Annotated in this window: 14 protein-coding genes and 1 tRNA gene; 8 read left to right on the top strand and 7 right to left on the bottom strand. The window is 44.4% G+C overall.

Annotated elements, in window-relative coordinates; translation table 11 throughout:
• Positions 1-26: 26 nt before the first annotated feature.
• From ACXAGK_RS17450 to ACXAGK_RS17435, 4 genes are all read right to left on the bottom strand, one after another.
• Positions 27-1,211, bottom strand: coding sequence for an MFS transporter (locus ACXAGK_RS17450; protein ID WP_474857211.1), 1,185 nt, complete (start codon positions 1,209-1,211; stop codon positions 27-29).
• A gap of 399 nt (positions 1,212-1,610) precedes the next feature.
• A complete protein-coding gene (locus ACXAGK_RS17445) occupies positions 1,611-3,317 on the bottom strand; it encodes a sulfatase family protein (protein WP_474857210.1) in 1,707 nt (568 codons plus the stop codon).
• A gap of 11 nt (positions 3,318-3,328) precedes the next feature.
• Positions 3,329-5,620, bottom strand: a complete 2,292-nt coding sequence (locus tag ACXAGK_RS17440) for a beta-glucosidase (protein ID WP_474857209.1) — start codon at positions 5,618-5,620, stop codon at positions 3,329-3,331.
• Between the two features lie 241 nt (positions 5,621-5,861).
• Complete coding sequence (locus ACXAGK_RS17435) at positions 5,862-8,201, bottom strand: TonB-dependent receptor (protein WP_474805503.1); 2,340 nt, start codon at positions 8,199-8,201, stop codon at positions 5,862-5,864.
• A 592-nt stretch (positions 8,202-8,793) separates the two neighbouring features.
• Here ACXAGK_RS17435 and ACXAGK_RS17430 point away from each other — a divergent pair.
• The 5 genes from ACXAGK_RS17430 to ACXAGK_RS17410 all read left to right on the top strand — a co-directional run bounded on the left by ACXAGK_RS17430 (position 8,794) and on the right by ACXAGK_RS17410 (position 14,530).
• The gene (locus ACXAGK_RS17430) at positions 8,794-10,455 is read left to right on the top strand and encodes a sulfatase family protein (RefSeq protein WP_474857208.1); all 1,662 of its coding nucleotides are present in this window, start codon (positions 8,794-8,796) and stop codon (positions 10,453-10,455) included.
• A 10-nt stretch (positions 10,456-10,465) separates the two neighbouring features.
• Complete coding sequence (locus ACXAGK_RS17425) at positions 10,466-11,863, top strand: sugar porter family MFS transporter (protein ID WP_474857207.1); 1,398 nt, start codon at positions 10,466-10,468, stop codon at positions 11,861-11,863.
• Between the two features lie 74 nt (positions 11,864-11,937).
• Entirely contained in the window at positions 11,938-12,795 is an 858-nt protein-coding gene (locus ACXAGK_RS17420; protein WP_474857206.1) for a helix-turn-helix domain-containing protein, read from the top strand.
• A gap of 261 nt (positions 12,796-13,056) precedes the next feature.
• Positions 13,057-13,347, top strand: a complete 291-nt coding sequence (locus ACXAGK_RS17415) for a helix-turn-helix domain-containing protein (RefSeq protein ID WP_474857205.1) — start codon at positions 13,057-13,059, stop codon at positions 13,345-13,347.
• Positions 13,337-14,530 carry a type II toxin-antitoxin system HipA family toxin gene (locus ACXAGK_RS17410; protein ID WP_474857204.1) on the top strand — a complete coding sequence of 398 codons (1,194 nt, stop codon included), beginning with the start codon at positions 13,337-13,339 and terminating at the stop codon, positions 14,528-14,530. Before ACXAGK_RS17415 ends, ACXAGK_RS17410 begins: the two co-directional genes overlap by 11 nt.
• Before the next feature lie 17 nt (positions 14,531-14,547).
• Here ACXAGK_RS17410 and ACXAGK_RS17405 read toward each other — a convergent pair.
• A tRNA-Arg gene (locus ACXAGK_RS17405) sits at positions 14,548-14,624 on the bottom strand.
• Between the two features lie 265 nt (positions 14,625-14,889).
• On the opposite strand from ACXAGK_RS17405, the gene ACXAGK_RS17400 reads away from it, so the two are divergent.
• Both ACXAGK_RS17400 and ACXAGK_RS17395 read left to right on the top strand, forming a co-directional pair.
• Positions 14,890-15,297: a c-type cytochrome gene (locus tag ACXAGK_RS17400; protein ID WP_014947775.1), complete on the top strand. Its 408-nt coding sequence runs from the start codon at positions 14,890-14,892 to the stop codon at positions 15,295-15,297.
• A gap of 103 nt (positions 15,298-15,400) precedes the next feature.
• Complete coding sequence (locus ACXAGK_RS17395; RefSeq protein WP_474857203.1) at positions 15,401-18,001, top strand: sensor domain-containing phosphodiesterase; 2,601 nt, start codon at positions 15,401-15,403, stop codon at positions 17,999-18,001.
• Between the two features lie 220 nt (positions 18,002-18,221).
• Here ACXAGK_RS17395 and rep read toward each other — a convergent pair whose 3' ends face one another.
• Positions 18,222-20,237 carry a DNA helicase Rep gene (gene rep, locus ACXAGK_RS17390; RefSeq protein WP_269917521.1) on the bottom strand — a complete coding sequence of 672 codons (2,016 nt, stop codon included), beginning with the start codon at positions 20,235-20,237 and terminating at the stop codon, positions 18,222-18,224.
• Positions 20,238-20,348: 111 nt separating this feature from the next.
• Between rep and ubiK the strand changes: the two genes are divergently transcribed.
• Positions 20,349-20,600 carry a ubiquinone biosynthesis accessory factor UbiK gene (ubiK, locus tag ACXAGK_RS17385; protein ID WP_012516595.1) on the top strand — a complete coding sequence of 84 codons (252 nt, stop codon included), beginning with the start codon at positions 20,349-20,351 and terminating at the stop codon, positions 20,598-20,600.
• A gap of 110 nt (positions 20,601-20,710) precedes the next feature.
• Here ubiK and ACXAGK_RS17380 read toward each other — a convergent pair whose 3' ends face one another.
• Positions 20,711-21,016 (bottom strand): helix-turn-helix domain-containing protein, encoded by a 306-nt coding sequence (locus tag ACXAGK_RS17380; protein ID WP_069943488.1) that lies wholly within the window; start codon positions 21,014-21,016, stop codon positions 20,711-20,713.

Genomic DNA, 21,016 nt, shown 5'->3' with positions numbered 1-21,016 from the left:
GGCCCGCAGAGAATCTTAATTATCGGCTATTTTGCAACAAGCGGCTGCGCATGCTTTGTTTTTACAAGCGCTAGTAGCGCGGCCAAAAACGCTAACGTCGCAAATAGCATCAATACGTTGTACAGACCACCAAACTCTACCTGAAGTAAGGTAACCAGAATTGGCGCACTAAATTGCCCAAGGAAAAATGCGCCAGTCCACAGTCCAGTGCCTTTTCCTCGAACATTTACTGGTAGCACTTTCAATACCCAGTTGAGTGTGGTGGGTAATAGCAAGCCAAAGCCCAAGCAGGCTATTACCACAGATACAGAAGTCATAACCAACGACGTGGAAACCGCCGCGCCCACATAGCCCAGGGTAGCTAGTATTAGACCACCAGCTATAAGCGATGGGCCAGTTAACCCTTTGGCTTTTTTAAATGCGATAGACCCTAGCGCAACACCGATATTCGCAGCGGCACCAATCCCCCCAATGACACCTGGTGACACCTCGGCTGATAGCGCTAATATCTCTCCTAATTTAACGATGATGGTATAGAAGATTACACCAACAAATAACGTTGTTATAAGTATCGGAAGAATGTCGCGCCACGGCGTTCTCACGCCGGATGCGGTATTTTTAGAAGACGCGGAAGGTTCAAACAAAACCCGGTGGACTAAGAGGGCTATGGGTAGAGCGAGAAAATACAATAAGAAAGGGCCTCTTGAGCCTAACAGCTCTCCCAAAATACCGCCAAAGGCAATAAGTACTATTGCACTAATACTGACACTGGCAATTTGTATTGTTACCCATCGCTGACGTGCTTTACCCGTGTAGTAATCTGCAATGAGTGCTGTTGCGACCGTCATAATGGCAGCCTCTGCCATACCTAACACCACGCGAGATAAAATGATATGGAACAAATTAGTGAGGAAGAAGGGTGCAAGTCCAATGAATGCATAGATGATTAGCGCGGTAAGCAACACTGGCTTTCGGCCAACTCTATCGGATAGCCATCCGGCTATGGGAGAGAACAGTGCTACACAAAGCGCGGGGATCGTCATTGCCATTGGTACTAAAAATTCAGCGCCTTCTATGTAGGCAAATTCTTTCATAAATAGCGGCAAAACCGGTACTAAAGAAATGATTGCCATAGTGGGCATAATGGCTGCTAAAACTAAAATCACACCATGTTTAGACGCCGCTACGCCTTGTTTATCTAAAGCAGTCATACAAGTACCCCTTCTGGTTTTTATTGTCTCTACCGCTTATCTCACTTGATAGTAATTTGCATAGGATTCGAAGGATAATTGTTCGCCTCGATATACAGGTATTGGCAATGGCGATACTTACCGTATGCGCTCATAAAAGGCCCTTGTGACATATTCATGAGTGAGCTTTTCACTGATGCGTGCTGGTCTAAGCTATGCGTTCTCTCTCCGACCCGCCGCTAGCTAGATTTACTTTTTATCGCAAGGCAAATGTTTTAAGGAATAAGAGGTAGCAAATAGTTAGGTATTGAAAGATTACAAAAATAGCTACAGCCGGATTAGAAGGCTGTAGCAGATTTTTTTACAGAGAGATCCCTTTGAATGCGCTGGCGCTGCCTTGCAGAGCCAGCCTAGTGGTGGCTAGTACATTAATGTGATAACTTCACTTTCTGCCCAGCCATAGCGTACCGCTTTGATGAAAAGCTTATTGTGCGCACTATCTGGTACAAAGCTTTTATCATAAACTTGCCATACTTTGTTGTCATAGCTATAGCCTATGGATGCACCTTCTGTTCTAGGGGCTATGAAAACTTTACCTGTGATCTCATCAATCTCGGCAACGGCAGGAAGGGTTGTTTGCTGCGCGTCATGACGATTTCCGCTATCTTGAATTAATACGCTCTCTTCAATTAAGTTGTAGTCACTACCAAGATTACGCCAGTTATCCAACTGCTCTCTGAAACGCGACAGGACATGGGCGTAATCAGGATTGCTCGCTAAGTTAACAAGCTGCTCGGCATCTTTTGATAAATCATAAAGCTCCTCTGGCACCTTGCTGTCGAACCATTTTTTCTGCTGGGCTGTAAGCGTGTTGCTCGCTTTAGCATTGTTCAACGCTTTAACTGATGAGAGTACGTTTCTGAATTTAATTTCAGCGCCATTTGGTTGGGTAGCGTAGTTGCGTACGTACTGATATTTTTCGTCTAACACATAGTAAGAGCGAAGATCGACAGCGTCCATTCTGGCACGATCAGCAAAAATATAGTGCCGTTTGACCGGTGCGTCATCAGACAAATCAACCCCCTGCATATAGGGTAACCTTTCGATGCCTGCAAAACCCAACAGGGTTGGCGCTATGTCTTCAAAAGACACTAACCTGTCTATTGTTTGGCCACTTCCTGGCATCCAATCAGGTTTATATTTTTCAGGAATGTGCATAATCATTGGCACTTTGATACCTGATACTAACCCTTCGCGCTTACTGCGAGGCAACGCATCACCATGGTCGGTGGTAAATATAAAGATGGTGTTGTCCCACAGTTTATCTTTCTTCAAATTCTCGATGACAGCCCCAACTTGTTGGTCCATCACCTCGATATTCTCATAAAACCTCGCGATTTCCTGCCGCGTTTCTTTTGTATCGACTAAATAAGGAGGCACCGTAATTTTATCTAAGTCGGGTGTACTGAATTGGTAGTTTGCGCGGATCCCTTCACTGATTTGGTTCATTTGCTGTAAATGAGGTGGCGTATTTTCTGGTATGAACAGCGCTGACTCGTGTGTAATAAAAGGGTTTAAGTTTAGGAAAAACGGTTTACCCTGCAGGTCATGTGTTCTCCATGCCGAAGGCACTAACGAGTCTTCAGGGTTGCGAACATTTCCGTTAGCACTCCAAATAGTAAAAGGCCCCACGCCAACGGCACCTTTGGCAAATTGGTAGTCGGTCTTGATATCGTTGTAAGTAAAGTAGCCATTTTTACGAAGAATTTCAGGATAGGCTTTGACCTGTGCAGGCGGAACACCAAAATACTCTCTGTCTGCAGTACGCATATGCTGTAGGCCTACTCTGTGTGGCGGAGCACCAGTGATGAGCCCCGCTCTAGATGGTGCGCAAACACCAGCCATGGTATACACATTGTTGAACATTACGCCTTCGTTAGCCAAGCTGTCTAAGTTTGGCGTACGTGCAACGTCGTCACCATAGGCACCAATACGCGCGCTTAAATCTTCTGCCACAACAAGAACGATATTCGGCTTTTCGCTGTCTCGTTGCTTATCAAATTCAGCGCTCATTACCTGTGACGTATTCGCCGCTAATAATGCTATCGCTATAATTTTTCTTAACATCGCAATCTCCTTTAAAGCGGCTGGTAGATGGGGCTTTCCAACTCAAGGGGCTGGGTTGAAAAAATGTTTTTAGATGAAGAAGCAAGATGCACGTCATACAACCCGGCCTCGGCGTACCAAGCGTTTTTTTCTGTATTAAACGACATGAGATCTTCTGCGGTTAAGGTAAACACTACATCTTCTGACGCCTTGGGCGCTAACAGCGTTGTTTTAGCGAAATGCTTCAACTGCTTTTTAATTAAGGATTGTGGGCCTTGTGGTGCACCAATATAAAGCTGAACGACGTCTTTGGCTGGCACCTCCCCGGTATTAGTAACCGTTACCTTAACTTTCACCTCATCTGAAAAAGATGTACTGCTTAAAGACACGTTTTGATAGCTAAAGTTAGCGTATGACAGGCCAAAGCCAAAAGGAAATGCTACCGCTTCGTTCGCCGCATCAAAGTATCTGTAGCCTACTCGTGTCCCCTCTTGATAAACAACTTTAGATGGTTGAGAGCCGGTTATGCCATTTGGTTCTGCTTCTTTATCGGTGACAAAACCAGGAAAGCCTTTATCTGATGGGTAATCTTCAAGCTTAAGTGGCCATGTTGATGCAAGCTTGCCTGACGGGCTTACTTCACCAGTAAGTATATCAGCCACTGCATTACCCGCTTCTTGTCCAGGTAGATGAGTAAGCAATATGGCGTCAGCTTTTTCTTTCCAGCTCTGCGTCTCGATTACACCGCCAACATTTAAAAGAACGATAAAAGGTTTGTTTTTGGCCGAGAAAGCCCGTGATAGCTTAGTCAAAAGAGCCTGTTCATGTTCTGTAAGATAAAAGTCTTCACGCTCTCTATCTACGAACTCTCCTGAATTGCGACCTAAAGTAAAGATGGCAACATCGTGGGTTTGTGCAAGCGCTTCAGCTAGTGTTGTTGATATGTCTAATTCACCTAATGCAGGGCTTGGCATCATGTCCGCTAAAGGATGGTGGGATACAGGCAAATTGGCAGTTTCAGTTGCGATGTGTTTATCGTAACGTAATGATAATTCCTCGCTTAAATGTATTCCTGCGTTCTTAAGCCCTTGCGCTATTGAAATACTGTAAGCTTCATGAACATCGCCACTGCCAGTGCCGCCAATCGCTGTTTGATACGAACTATTTCCAAGCAACGCAACTGAAGCACCAGCCTGTAAAGGTAGTGCCTGGTGTTCATTTTTAAGCAGTACCATCCCTTCTGTAGCGATTTCGCGAGCGAGTTTGGCATGTTCTTGAAGGGGTGGTTTGTTGGTGACCGTGCTTTTCTTAAACGAGTGGGTTTTGACAATTAGATTCAAAATATTGCTAACGTTACGATCTAAAACAGACTCTTCTAGTGCACCGTTCTCAACGGCACCTTTGATGATAGCATTTTGATGATCCATACCTGGCATCAGTAAATCGTTGCCCGCCGACATTTGCTTTACGGGATTATCGCCACCAAACCAATCCGTCATCACAACGCCGTCGAACCCCCACTGGTGACGAAGGGTGTCCGTTAAAATAGCACTGCTTTCGGATGTATATTCGCCATTAACTTTGTTGTACGAAGACATTAACGCCCATGGTGCGCTCTCTTTCACGGCAATTTCAAACCCTTTTAAATAGATTTCCCTAAACGTTTTTTCATCTACTTCTACATCAATTTGATCACGATTCCATTCGTGGTTGTTAGCAACAAAGTGCTTTAGCGTTGCACCTACCCCTTGGTCTTGCAGGCCTTCAACATAAGCAGCAGACATCATTCCACTTACAACGGGATCTTCAGAAAAATACTCAAAGTTCCGCCCTCCCATTGCATGCCGGTGTATATTCAATGCAGGCGCTAGCATCACATCAATGCCGTACGCTTTGGCCTCATTACCTACCGCTTGCCCAAATTTTTGAACAAGAGGAAGGTTCCAGCTTGAACCGATTAAGGTGGCGATAGGAAAAGCAGTGGCGTAAAAGGTTGCTTCATGGTCATCTCTAGTGGGCGAGATACGCAAACCTGCAGGTCCGTCGGCAAAAACGATAGAAGGAATACCTAGTCGCTCTATCGCATAAGTTGTTCCTGCGGCGCCAGGCACTTTATCTTTAGTTACACCGACTTGTGGCCCACCGGTTTCCATGGCCATGCCGGTTCCTCGAACAAGCATTACCTTTTCATCTAGCGTCATTGCTTTAACAATGTCTTCCACTGGCGCGTGGCCAAGTTTAAGCTCGTCTGACGTATTAGCTGAAGAAAAAGTGGGTACGGAAAGAAAAACCATCAAAACAGAGCATCTTTTTATAAACTTCATATGAATTTTTTCCATGCAGTATGCGCGCTTTTGCCCTGTTTGCCAGGCCACGTAAATCGCAACATCGTCGAAAAATTTTAAAACAAAATTAACAAATTATGCTAAAAGAATCACAAAGTGAGAAATAGTTGATAATTTGGATATATAACTATCGTTAAAAACGATAGTTACAGGATATCGAATTTTTTGGGTCTTTAATGAGTGAAAAGTGCGCTAGGCGCAGGCCTAGCGCTTTATATTATTAGAACTCTTGAGATACTCTTATACCAATGGTACGCATTGAGTTAAGTCCCCATGTCTGTACAGTTGAGGCTAACCCTTCATTGTTTTCACCTGCATCGAAGCCGATAGAAACAGGATACTTTTCATCAGTACAGTTGTTGCAGAAAACAGAGACGTTTAAACCATCGTAGGTAGAGATACCGGCACTCAAATTTAAAGTTGTTATTGCATCAAGCTCCCTCTGAGGCGAACCAATTCCATAAGACGTTTCCGAGCGGTAGTATACGTTTGCATTCACAAAACCATACATGTTGTCGGTCAACTCTTGTTCATAGTTTGCTTGCAGCGTTGAAGTAATATCAGGTGCCATTGGAAGCGTGTAACCCGAGGCATCAAAGAACGCATCGTCAGGACCACAAACTTCAGAATCCGGCGTACACGATGCACCTTCAAAGTTATCAAACGTTGCGTCTAGTAATGACGTGTCCCATTGGAGCGTGAGGTTTTCAGTTGCCATGGCCTTTAATGAAATTTCAGCACCTCGGGACGTTACGCTTGCCGCATTTTGAATAATGAACGCTTGAGCGTCTAGATTAAACGACTGCGCTTGGTAGTTATCAAAATCAGTATTAAACACAGACACGTTCAAGATAACCTTGTTATCTAGCAGTCTGCTCTTTACACCGGCCTCGAACGTGGTCGATATTTCATCTTCAACTGCAAATGGAATATCAGGGTTACCTTGGTTATCTGTATTAAATCCAGGTGCTTTATAGCCTTGCCCAATCGATGCGTACAGCATGACCTTATTGGTGTACTCATAGTTAGCGCCCAGCTTCCAACTGACGTTGGTATTATCAACTGATTCTTGGAATCGACCACGCGGGCCACCTATCCCTACAAAGTAATTACGCTGCATTTGTAAAACGTCTGTTGAAATGTCGTCTTGCGTAACGCGAGCACCTGCGACAGCCGTAAATTTATCGGTCAAGTAAAAGTCGAACTGGCCAAAAACAGCATAGCTTTCCTGTTTTAGCTCAGTATCGCTGTCGTTCCCTAAGAAAACGTCATTGCTATACGGGCATTCTGGCGGCGGTCCAGAAATCTCTGCGCCAACGCAAAATGGGAACCCAACTGCAACAAATGGAGGAGGGCCTTCAACGTCTAAGCTGTTGGTCATATCAGAGGTAGAATTAAAGTAGAAAAGTCCAACCTGCCCTGAATAATCGTCATTTTTTGGGAATACGAGTCGCACTTCGTTTGAATATTGCTCGTAGTCGTTGGTATTTGGGTTATCAACAATGTCTCTTCTAGATGCAAAGTCATTGTGCAAATTAGTATCGCTTTCGAAGTAACGCCACGCAGCAATATTAATGAGCTCTATACCGCTATCAAACTCATACGCCAACTCAACTTGCGCTCCACCTGTCTCTACGTCGCTAAACATTGCACCATCTGAATTGTTGGTCATATTTTCAGGGCCTGGAACAATATTGTCTGGCTCAAAAAAGTCCAATAACTCACTGTTTGGATCTACGGTTCGATAGGTTCGGCTGTAGCGCTCAGCCGTGCCTTCGTTTTCGTTGTAATCGGCAATCGCGTATAAAGAAAAGGGGCCATCTTCATAAAGGTACTTAACTTTAATCCCCGATTTATCCTGACCTAAGTCTGTTCTTACATCGTCATTAGGAAACACGTTTTCGATAAGCGGATCTTGAGACGATTTGAGCAGATTTACACGAAGCGCTGAATTATCTGAAACAGGAACATTTACCGTCCCTCTGATAATGTGCCCTTTGGCATCTGTGGGCGTGGTATCTCTGTAGTTATATTCTAATGAGACATTACCTGAGAATTCATCAAACTCAGGCCTTCTTGTTGTAATGTTTACCAAACCTGCGGATGCGTTTTTACCAAATAACAAGCCTTGAGGACCGTTAAGCACTTCAACAGAGGCAATGTCGTTGAATGGTTGGCCAGCAAGCGCATTTCGCCCTAAGCTTACGCCGTCAATTGCCAACGCCACACTCGGGTCAATGGTTTCTGCAAACACTTGAGTGCCAATACCGCGAATGGCAAAGGTGTTGTCTTGCCCTAGTTGTAATGTAGGCGCCAGCGTTGAAAGTTGAGTGATTTCATTGATGCTTTGTTTTTGTAAATCGTCAGAAGATAATGTTTGTACACTTACCGGTACTTTTTGAATATCTTGCGAAGTACGCTGTGCTTTAACCATAATAACTTCAAAGCCTTCAGAATCCTTGGCTTCGGTTTCAGCGTTCTGCGCAACGGCTGATTGAGCAAAAACAGCTGCTATAAGGGTTACCAGCGCTGACTGTTTAAATTTTGATGTGCTTTTCATGTGTCCCTCTTCTCAGTAGTCATTCGAGAGTGTTATTTGTGCCGCGTTATTAAAGTGCGTTATGTGCTAGCTAGTTTCACAAAGCGGTCTTTGAATCTAGCCACCCAACGGTTTACAAGAATTTAACCAAATAGAAACGTTTGAACACTCCGATTTCGTGATACCCACCTATCGCAAACTATGATACTTAGCAAAACGTTTAACACCTGAGCTCTAAACGCAGCTAAACCCGTGGACTTCGTTCCTTTATTGAGCCGAGTAAACATCGAAAAAAATAGCGGCAACAACGTCTATCGAGTATAGAGATATTTAGTATCTGTAATTTCGATTTTTACCTTACCGCGGCTTTTTCTAGGATTGGTGGTTACTGAAATGTTAAAAGTAATTTGTTTCATGACCAGCGATGAAATACACGCCGTAGGTTAAATTCGCTGCAGGTAGCTCAGCGCTTGATTGGGACACGCATTACTTTTCCATATCTTACTTCACCTCGACATGATCACATTACATCTCGCTTGAACCATCAGACGACTGTGAAGTTTCGCAATAGTGTGAGCCGCTAAGGCGGCGCACTTTTTTTGGAGAGCATAAATTGAAGCGCACATTGAAGGTTTTTATCACGGTTTGCAGTGTACTTACTCTTTTTGTCCAGGCCTTGGCAACTGAAAGCGAGCATGGCCAGAAGCGAAACATTGTATTTGTATTAGTTGATGATCTTCGATATGACGGAATGGGCTTCATTCAGCCTACGCTCCAAACCCCCAATATTGATGATTTGGCATCAACCGGCGTGCACTTCACAAATGCATTGGTGACTTCGTCTTTGTGCTCACCTAGCCGTGCATCAATTTTGACAGGCATGTCTACTCGCAATCATAAGATCGTTGATAATAATAATTCTAGCGAAGAGGGGTTAACCTTTTTCCCTCAGTATTTACAAGACGCGGGCTACCAAACGGGCTTTTTTGGGAAATGGCATATGGGGTCTCACTCAGATATGCCCCGTAAAGGCTTCGATAAATGGGTAAGTTTCACCGGTCAGGGCACCTATTATCCGCAAGACCGGGTACCTCCACCATTACGCAACAAAGGGATTGTAAACCAGCTAAATGTGGATGGTGTTCACGTTGATCAAAAAGGCTATATCACAGATGAGTTAACCGACTATGCACTTGAGTGGCTAGATAACGATATCGACCAAACACAGCCATTTTTACTTTATCTAAGCCATAAAGCAGTGCATTCAGATGCAACGCCTGCCGCTCGCCACAAGGACCAGTACAAGGATGTCGAATTTACATTGCCTGAAAGCGCAAAGGTGACAAAAGAAGATGCTAAAAACAAGCCTATGTGGGTTCATAATCAAAGAAATAGCTGGCATGGCGCCGAATTTTTCTATGCCAGTGACAGAAAAATGCGTGACTACTTAAAAAATTATTACGCAACGTTGTCAGCGGTAGACGATGGTTTAGGCGAAATTATTAGCTATCTGAAAAAGAAAAATCTCTTTGATAATACTATGGTCGTTTTCTACAGCGATAACGGCTTTATGATTGGGGAACACGGCCTAATTGATAAAAGAAATGCTTATGAAAGCTCTATAAAGGTACCGCTTGTTATAAGTGCTCCCGGTCTACTTCCTGAAGGAGAGAGCAACCATACATTAGTACGAAACCTTGATTTAGCCCCAACATTTCTAGACCTTGCTGGTATAGCGGCACCAAGTCACTTCGAAGGGAAAAGCTTCTTACCCGTTGCCACTGGTGCGGTAAAGGAAGAGGAGTGGGATGCCCCTGACTTTGTGTACGAGTATTACTGGGAATATTCATTTCCTATGACCCCAACCACATTCTCAATACGACGAGGCGACCTCAAATACATTCAGTACCACGGCGTTTGGGACATAGAAGAACTGTATGATTTAAGTACTGACCCCGATGAGCGGAAAAACTTAATTCGCCATCCTGATTACGCAGAAAAGCTGCTTCCTCTTCGCAAAGCGCTTTATCAATCTTTATTTCCAGCAACAGGGGCAAAGCCTTCTGTTCCTTTTAACGCTCGCCTTTCAGAGGGGTTGAACTTACGTAAAAAAGAGGGTTTAGAAGCAGCTCCCTTTCCCGATTGGTGGAAAGTAGAACCTAATAGATTTGATAAATACAACGGCTTATTCCCTGATACTCCTTTGAAGATAGAAAAGGAAAGAAAAGGTGAGCTTTACTTTCCCTTCATGGAAAGTCTGAATAAAAACAACTAGGAGAAAGTTTGTGCAACAAGCAAACACTAACGAAAACCGATTCACTATTATTCTGGTCAGCTTGGTAGCGACTATTGGCGGTTTTTTATTTGGTTTCGACAGTGGCGTGATTAATGGGACCATCGACGGACTGCAATCTGCGTTTAATGCCGATGATGTAGGCACAGGTTTTAACGTTGCATCAATGCTATTAGGTTGTGCCATTGGCGCTTTTTTTGCGGGGAAATTAGCAGATATTTTTGGTAGGAAAAGCCTGCTGATTGTCGCAGCAGTTTTTTTTATTATCTCAGCGTTAGGCTCGGGGCTCGCTAGTAGCTCGATTGAATTTGTTATATACCGCGTACTTGGAGGGATAGCTGTAGGGGCAGCTTCCGTCATGTCACCGGCTTATATTGCAGAAATTGCACCAGCTAGATACAGGGGCGCTTTGGCGACTATTCAACAAGTTGCCATTATTACTGGTCTCTTCTCGGCATTTGTTAGCAACTATGCATTGGCGCTATCGGCAGGCAAATCAACTGGCATATTGTGGGCAGAATTTGAAGCCTGGCGTTGGATGTTTTGGGTAGAACTTGCCCCAGCAAGCTTGTTTTTTTTCGCACTGTTCTTTATACCAGAAAGCCCAAGATATTTAGTTTTCTCTGGAAAAGAAGAAAAAGCCAAAAGCGTGTTAAGTGCGCTTTTTGGAGAACAGCAGGCCAATCTTATATACCACGAGATATCTGACTCGCTGCAAGCTGATCATAAGCCTTCAATGCGAGACATTTTCGACACATCAACGAACAAAGTTAGGCCTGTTGTATGGGTAGGTATTGGTCTAGCCGTTTTACAACAGCTTGTTGGTATAAATGTGGTGTTTTATTACGGTGCCGTATTGTGGCAAGCCGTTGGGTTTACAGAGTCAGATGCATTACTAATAAATATACTCAGTGCAGGGCTGAGTATCTTTGCTTGTATTATTACCATTACCTTGATCGATAAATGGGGCCGAAAGCCCATACTCACTGTCGGCTCTGTCGGTATGGCAACAGCACTAGCGTTAATGGTTATCGCATTTCAAAGCGGACAATTTATAGAAGGACAGCTTCAGCTGCCGGATCATATGGGAACACTCGCTCTAGTGGCGGCTAATGTTTACGTTTTCTTCTTTAACTTATCGTGGGGGCCCGTGATGTGGGTAATGTTAGGTGAAATGTTTCCTAATCAAGTAAGAGGGTCTGGTTTAGCTATAAGTGGCCTTGCACAGTGGAGCGCCAACTTCCTCATTACAATAACCTTCCCAATATTGCTTTTAGCAATTGGTTTGGTTGGTGCTTATAGTCTTTACGCACTTGCTGCATTTTTATCTGTTTTCTTTGTCGTGAAGTTCGTGAAAGAGACGAAAGGCAAATCACTTGAAGCAATGTAACAGCAACACCAAAAGTGACGCTATTGTCATCAACTCTCGTCAAGCAGGAAAATGGTTCACGATGGAGGTCAAAATTGACCGCTAAAAATCTCGAGCTCTATGTAGAAAATAGCTTTGACGAGTTCGAAGCTTTCTTTCATGGCGAAGCACTGACCGTTCGTAGTCAGCTACACGGGTGGAAGGTACTACCTCATCGTCACAAGGCGCTTTGCCAAATTTTTGTTATCACGACCGGCGGTTGCAGAGTTCAACTCGATGACAGAAATACGATAGTGACCGCTCCCTGCGCGCTTTTTATACCTGAAAATGTTGTTCATGGGTTTGATTGGGACGTGGGGTCGAAAGGGCATGTGTTATCTGTTGTTTCACCCGTGGTAAAACAAATAGCACAGAATGTAGATTCCTTGGGTTTCATTGACGATGCATTGATAGGGAGGTTAGACGGAAAGTACATTCATGATATCGTCTATTTGTGCCAAAAGCTGGAAGACGAAGCCCGTAACGTCTTCGCTTGTAGCGGGGCTATGACAATAGCGTTACTTCAACAACTTTTAATTATTCTCGGTAGGGTTGAGCCATCAACAAGTCAACCTGTGATTAAGCCGTCTAGATCTGAACACAAGGTCCGCTTTTACGAGATGCTGATTAAGAAGTATGGTTGCGAACAACACCAAGTAAAATGGTACGCGAATAAGATAGGAGTAAGTAGCGCTCATCTTAATGTAATTTGCAGGCAGTATTCTCAATCAAGCGCTTCAGAATTGATTTACAGATATTTATTGGATGAGGCGAAAAGGCTTTTGATTTTTTCGAATATCAACATCTCTACCGTAGCAGAGCGGCTGGGTTTTCAAGACCAAGCACATTTCACTAAATTCTTTAAGAAAGCGACTCACTATACACCTTCTAGTTTCCGCAAAAACCACAAATAAAATGGCCCGCCCTAGAGGATTCGAACCTCTGACCTCGGCCTCCAAGGAGGCGACCTTACGAAATTAAACAGACCTATTGATTGGTTCTCTTAGTAAGTACGGCCTGATGAAGTATACTCAAATCCACATTTTCCGATCGTATAAAACATTATATTTTATGATTAAAGACATAAAACATCATATATGACTATTTAATTGACACATTTTATTAAGTAGCCATACTTAAATAATTACGTCACTAATGGCTATATTTGGTGTTTTATGGGCAAAGTTGAATACACGAAAAAACTGCTTGGTAACCTCGTAAAGCAAGCGAGAGCCGCTTCTATGGATCAAGAAGAGTTAGCGCTTAGAACCGGTACTAGCAAAAATACTGTTAGCAGGTTAGAGCGAGGAAAAGGCATAAATTCGGATACGTTGCTTAAAATATTAAATCAACTCGAAGTGCTTGACCCACTTATTGAAACCATAGAAAAGGAATACGAGTTAGTAAGCAATAATCCTTTGAGAAAAAGCTCTCTCGTAGAAAAGGAACTGCCTAATGACTTCTAGAGCTTATGTCTTTATTGATGGACTCGAAAATAGTCCGGTTATATGTGGCGTTGTTGAGTTAGACCCAAAGACTAATATCGGGAAGTTTCGATATGGACAAAGCTACCTCCAAAGGGATGATGCATTCCCTCTAGATCCAATCCACCTTCCCCTACTTAGCGAACAGTTTATTACTAGAGTAAATAAGGGGATGTTTGGCGCTATCTTAGATGCTGGAGCAGATAGCTGGGGTAAAAAGCTTATTTTGTCGCTGCACTCAACTAAGCCTAACAATGACCTAGAACTCGTTCTGGCTGGTTCTGGGATGGGTGTTGGCGCACTTACTTTTAGCTTATCTAGAAGTGCAAGTAAGCCAAAGAAGAATAAGAATACGCTTGGCGATATCCCCATGCTTTTGCAAGGAAAGAGGGCAATTCTTAAAAATGAAGACATTCCTCAGGAAGTCAAAAAAGCGTTTGAATACGGCTCCAGTATGGGTGGTGCCCGCCCCAAAACACTGATTGAAGACAAGGGGATAAATTACTTAGCGAAATTCAATCGCCCAGATGATTTATACAACGTATGTTTAGTAGAACATGCAACAATGACGATGCTAAAAGAGCTAAACGTTAGAGTTGCAGACACGTCTATAGTTAATAGCCAACAAGAAGACATACTATTAGTAGAGCGATTCGACTGTAACGCTGATAGACCAACACACCATTTCTTAAGTGCTAACTCCCTAATTAACCAAGAAAAGTTGACGAATCAGACACTAGCTGAGAATTATAGTTATGGTGCTTTGGCAGAGTTTATAATGAAGCATGGAGCAGAGCCGAGAGATGCCCATGAACTGTACACACGCATGGTTTTTAATATCCTAATGGGTAACACTGATGACCACTCCAGAAATCATGCTTTTTTATATTCTTTCTCAGATAGAAACTGGCGCTTATCTCCAGCCTACGACGTATTACCGATAAACAATTCTCGCCAACATGGAATTGGAATAGGGGTTAACGGCAGAGAAGGAACGCTTGAAAATGCACTGTCTCAATCTAAAAGGTTTGGACTTACTCAAGCAAAAGCCAAAACAATCATTGCTAGTGTGCGAGCGTTAACTGATGAATGGATATCTTATTTTACCATGGCTGGTGTATCCGATTCTGATATAGAAATGCTTAAGGGGATCATTCCTTCATAGGTCATCAGAAAATAAAATGGCCCGCCCTAGAGGATTCGAACCTCTGACCTCGGCCTCCGGAGGGCCGCGCTCTATCCAGCTGAGCTAAGGGCGGTTTGTAGAACCAGTGAGATAATCACTGAGCGTTTACAACAATGAACTACATCACTACACGTATGCTGCAAACGGGGCGTAATAATACTGAGGCCACGGGCTGGCTTCAACTCATTTATTAAAATCTCTTTAGATGGCTTGGCAGAAGTGTTAAAAATCCTTACTTTTTATGGGTAATTGGCCTCAAATAGTTGTTCAGCCCCAATTAACCGTTATAATCTGGCCAGTTATATTTTAAACAAATTCATCATTGCCTGGAGACAGATGTGAAATTAAAGACTTGGTTAACTGTTGCTGCTACTGCGCTAACTGTTTTTGCAGCACAAGCACAAGAAATGAGTAACGATGAAATTGCCGATCGCATTAAGCCGGTAGGTCAGGTACATGTTGCAGGTGCAGCGGCAGAAGGTAGCGCTGGCGCAGCTGGCGGTGCAAAGTCTGGCGAAGACGTTTACAACTCTGCGTGTGTTGCTTGCCACTCTGCAGGTGTTCTGGGCGCTCCTAAAGTTCACGTTGCAGCAGACTGGCAGCCTCGTTTGGACGAGCGCGGTCTTGATGGTGTATGGCAAAACGCTTTGAACGGTATCAACGCTATGCCTCCTCGCGGTACTTGTGGCAACTGTTCTGATGACGAAATTAAAGCCGCTATTGAGTACATGATTGAAGGTATCTAATACCTGCACGATCACAACAACTTGATGGAAAAAGTAGCGTTTTACCCTCTAATCGGGTAAGTTAACCGGTTGGGAAACGTTACTTTTTTTACTGGCGAGCGGAATGTCACAAGATTCGACGCAACACGAGTTGACGGAAGAAGAACTGCGCGAACTTATACCGCAGCTCCAACAACTCACCGACAAATATAAGCGCGCTGAACGTGTTCAGAAGGCGCTTTTTGATATTTCCGAACTTGCCAGCTCTGTAAGTCATCTAAACCGCCTTTACTCCGCTATTCACGAAATCATTGCCGATTTCATGAACGCCGACAATTTCTTTGTTGCCTTTTACGAACCTGAAAGCAACGTTGTCGACTTTGCCTATTTTATTGATGAATTCGACGAACAAACCGTTCCTCAGCTTCCTGCCGAGTCTTTAATGGACGGTATGACCGGCTATATTCTTAGAACTGGCAACTACTTATTTTATAAACGCGATGAAGAAGAAACCTTTGCCTCTGAGCACGACATTAAGCTGGTAGGTTCACAGCCCTATGAGCTACTGGGCGTTCCTCTTAAACGCGGTAGCCAAGTGATTGGGGCAATGGTAGTGCAAACTTATGATGAGGGCGTGCACTACACTCAGGAAGATTTAGAGGTTCTGCTTTTTGTTTCCCAGCATATTGTTACTACCGTAGATAGAGTAAAAAACAGAGAGCTTACCGAACGCACTATTCGCGAGCGTACCCGCCAGCTTCGAAAAACGAACGACGATCTTCAAGAAGAAATTTTAGAACGCCAAAAAGTAGAGTCGCTGCAGCAAGCGCTGTTTGAAATTTCTGAACTGGCGGCCAACCTTGAAGGCGATATGGATGCCTTCTACTCCAGCCTTCACGATATTCTTGCGCGGCTTATTAGCGCGCCGAACTGTTACATAGCTATTCTCGACAAAGAGAAAGATATGTTGGAGTTTCCGTACTTCAGCGATACAAAAAACAAAGAGATTAGTGCCAGGCCGCTCGGCTTAGGGCTTACCGAATATGTGTTACGTACAGGCCAAGCTGAGCTAGTAAACCCGCCGAAGGTGTTAGAGCTAGCTGAGTCGGGAGACCTCGATGTTTCTGTTGCTCAGACCATGCTAAATAGCGCTAACTCGTGGCTTGGTTCACCGCTTGTCGTTGAAGGCGAAATTGCCGGGGTTATTGCAGTTCAAACCTACGGTAAACTGGCAAAATACAATGCCCGCGACCAAGAGCTTCTTCGCTTTGTATCGCACCACATTGCGGTAGCCATTGAGCGCAAGCGTAACACCGAGTCGATGCAGCGCTATAACATTGAGCTTGAAGAGCGCGTGAAAGAGCGCACTGCAGAACTTAACCGCGCGAACAAGTTTTTAAAGCAGCAAATTGAAGAGCGCAAAGAGATTGAGCTTAAGCTTATCCACGACGCCCACCACGACTCGTTAACGGATTTACCTAACCGCGCTATGTTTACGAGTCGGTTAGAGCTAGCCGTAGCCAGCAAGCAACGTTACAGCGACAACCTATTCGCGGTGTTATTTATCGATTTAGATCGCTTCAAAGTTATTAACGACACGCTAGGTCACCACGCGGGCGACGAGTTCTTAATTGAGGTCGCAAGACGCATTGCGCTGTGTATTCGCGGTCACGACTTATTAGCCCGCTTAGGAGGTGATGAGTTTGTTGTACTGCTAGATAACTTCGAAGATGAAGCCGATGTAGAAGAAGTAGCTAGTCGCATCATTTCTTCAATTTCAGAGCCATTCTTACTGGATGGTCGCGAAATGTATTCCGGCGCCAGCGTGGGTATTGCCCACTTAGAAACCTATTATCGCAGCGCCGACGAAGTATTACGTGATGCCGACGCAGCCATGTACCAAGCGAAGACGCTGGGGCGTGGCCGTTACGTAATGTTTGATAAGAGCATGCGCGAAAGGCTGATAGAAGAGCTGGAGCTTGAAAATGAATTCAGGCGCGCCCTGCGTGAAGAAGAGTTTGATTACTTTTTGCAGCCAGTGATTGACTTAAATGACAAGAGCACGCTGTATAAAGAAATGTATATTCGCTGGTCTCACCCTGCCTACGGCAAAATAGCCCGTGAGCAGTTTAGGGAAGTGGCTGAGCACAGCGGCCTAACGCTAGACCTTGATTTATTTCAGCTTAACAAAGCATGCGAGTTACTAAACCACTACAAGAATACCGATGAGCCTATTAACAAAATAGCGGTGAATGTGTCGATTAACCACTTATTACAGGCTTCTATGGTTAATCAAATGATAGACGTAATTGCGGCATCTGACATTACGCCAAGCCAGCTTGTGTTTGAGTTTGATGAAAATGACTTAAATCGACGTTCGCAGTTTATCTTACCGGCAATTAAAAAGCTCAAACGCGCTGGCGTAACCCTTGTTCTTGATAACTTTGGAAGTGGATTAGCTTCGCTAAGTTACCTGTTTGCTTACCCCTTCGACTTCATCAAGATTGACCACCGATTTGTAAAATCACTCCCGCGTTCTCAGCGTAACTTAAAGCTTATTCAATCGGTGATGCTTATTTCTGAACACCTTAAGTTTAAGGTGATCGCAGAGGGAGTAGATTCTCAAGCCCAGCTTGACGCCCTAAATGAAATTGAGTGTTCGTACGGTCAGGGCAAGATATTAAAGCACGCCAAAGTGCTTGATATGGCACTGCTAGCCAGCTAAAAGTGAGCGCTCACTTACAATAAAAGGCCTTACACTAAAAAATAAATAGGTGGTGTAAGATTCGAGTCGCGCCATCTGTAACTTTTGTTGGCTAACTACCCGCTTTCAGCTGATGCTTGCTCACCAAGGTATGCCCAAAACATATGACCAAGAAATTTCTCACTCTGGTTATTCCTACCAATCTGCATTGATAAAGCTATCTGAGTTAGATACTTACCGACTACTTTTTACCTAAGATACCCCTTAGGTTAGCAATACCCACCTGTGCTTTTTGCTGGCGCTCTTCTTTCGTTGCCTTTGGCTTTTGGTTTTCCCACTGAACGTCATCGGGCGGCAGTTCGAATAAAAAGCGGCTTGGCTCGGGGTTAATCACTTCACCAAACTGTCGACGCTCTTTGGCAAGGCTAAAAATCAGCTCGCGCTGGGCACGGGTAATACCTACGTAGGCAAGTCGGCGCTCTTCTTCTACGTTATCTTCGTCAATACTGCTTTGGTGCGGCAATAAGCCCTCTTCCATACCCACTAGGAACACAATAGGGAATTCCAAACCTTTTGAAGCATGCAGCGTCATTAACTGAACCTGGTCCCCTTCCCCATCGTCTTCACCTCGCTCCATCATGTCGCGCAGAATTAAGCGGTTCACTACCTCAGTTAAAGTCATGGGTTGGTCTAGGTCGTTGCCTTCCAGCATATCGTTAACCCAACCAAATAGCGTACTCACATTGGCCATGGCCATTTCTGCGGCCTTGGGGCTGGCGCTGGTTTCATACAGCCATTCTTCATAACCCATGGTGCGGATCATGGTGCGCACTGCATCTGCAGTGTTGCCACGTTCAGCGTTGTCCGACAGCTCAACTACCCAGCGGGCAAAGGTCGATACCGAATGAAAGGCTTTATCAGGCAGCACGCTGTTTAAGTTAGGATGGGTCGCGGCTTCAAACATAGACACACCCAAGCTATTGGCAAAGTTACCCAGTTTTTCTAGCGTAGCACGGCCTATACCACGCCCGGGCGTATTTATTATACGCAGCAAAGCGTTATCGTCGTCCTGATTCACCAATAGCCGTAAATAGGCCATGATGTCTTTCACTTCAGCTCGACCAAAGAACGACATGCCACCGCTTATTTTGTAAGGAATGCGGTTGCTCATTAGCAGCTTTTCGAAAATACGGCTTTGGTGATTCCCGCGATACAAAATGGCGTAGTCTTTAAACTGGGTGCGGTTCATGAACTTGTGCGCCAGCAGTTCTGCCACCACCCGCTCACCTTCATGTTCCTCGTTCTTTGCCTCTATCACTTTAAGCGGTTCGCCGTACTGCAACTCTGAAAATAGTGTTTTATCGAACAGGTGCGGGTTGTTCTGAATAAGAATATTCGCGCAATGCAGAATACGACCTGACGAGCGGTAATTTTGCTGCAGCTTAATCACGTTTAGTCGAGGGAAATCTTCTTGCAGCAAATGTAGGTTTTGCGGCTTCGCGCCACGCCAGGAGTAAATAGACTGGTCGTCGTCGCCAACCACGGTAAACCGTGCGCGCTCGCCTACTAGTAACTTTACTAACTCGTACTGACTGGTGTTGGTATCTTGGTATTCATCCACCAGCAGATAACGAATTTTGCTTTGCCATTTGGCTCTTATCGTTTCGCTGCTTTTTAAAAGCAGCGTGGGCAGCAGGATAAGGTCATCAAAATCTAGCGCGTTATAGGCTTTTAGGTTGTCTTGGTAACGCTTGTAGGCTTCTGCAAATTCGCGTTCGCCCGTGCTGGTTGCTGACTTCAATAAGGCGTCAGGCAATATAAGGTCGTTCTTCCAGTTCGATATGCAGCTTTGCAGAAGCTGAAGCTGGTCTTTATCGCCATCGAGGGTGTCGGACGTTAGGTCGTTAAGCAGGGCAAACGAGTCTTTATCATCGAACAGCGAGAACCCCGGTTTTAGGCCTAAGTCTTTTACATGGGCTTTAATGATAGTTAAGCCCATGGTGTGAAAGGTCGATACCTTTAGCCCTCGGGCTTCTGGCTTACCCAAGGTTTGCGCTACACGTTCTTTCATTTCACGTGCGGCTTTGTTGGTGAAAGTAACCGCTGCAATATAGCGCGCTGGCATATCGCAGTTTCTAACTAAATGAGCAATCTTGTTGGTAATTACACGGGTTTTACCACTACCCGCCCCTGCCAGCACCAAACATGGGCCAGACACATAGGTTACGGCAGATTCTTGAGCTTCATTTAGTTTCATTTAATTCCTAAAACAACGTACGTTTGGGCGTAACACGGTTTTCATTGCATGTCACGACGATACCGATAGAATAGCTTTCATATTTTGAGCTGCGCATTATAAGGGAATTCCATGTTGGATCCGAAGAAACTCGAAGATTTAGCGAAACAAATTGCTGATGCCGTACCACCAGGCGTTAAAAACATGGCTGAAGAAGCAGAAGGCCGAGTGAAAACAGTATTGCAGTCGCAGCTGTCGAAACTTGATTTAGTGACTCGCGAAGAGTTCGATATTCAAAGCCAAGTGCTTATTCGCACTCGCGAAAAGTTAGACGCTATGGAAAGTCGCATAGCCGAGCTAGAAGCAAAGCTAGCAGAAAAGTAGACATTGGTACTTCTAGAAACCTGAAAGCGCCTTTATGGCGCTTTTTTGTTAAAACCGATGAGATAAAGAATGCTTTTCTGTCTTTGCAAAAGCGCAGAACAAAAGAAACGTTACATCAAGATCTCTAGACCTTTCTGCTCAACAAGGCTCAGAAGCTTTAAAGAAGTACCTCGAGGCTTTTTGCTCCCCTGCTCCCACTGCTTGATTGTAGATGGCGTGATATTTAAATAGGCAGCAAAAACAGCTTGGCTTACTCTTGCTTTTTCACGTATTGCTTTTATCCGCTGTCCATCATATTGCTTGAGTTTGGGTAAACATAATGCATCAAACTTATGCATAGTCTGCTTATCCATTACTCCGGCTTCGCTCAAATCTTTTGCTGTACTATGGACTACATCTAAAATGCTTTCTTTCAT

It is taken from the genome of Alteromonas sp. ABM1_013 (assembly GCF_056160505.1).
This window is presented reverse-complemented; position numbering and strand designations above follow the sequence as displayed.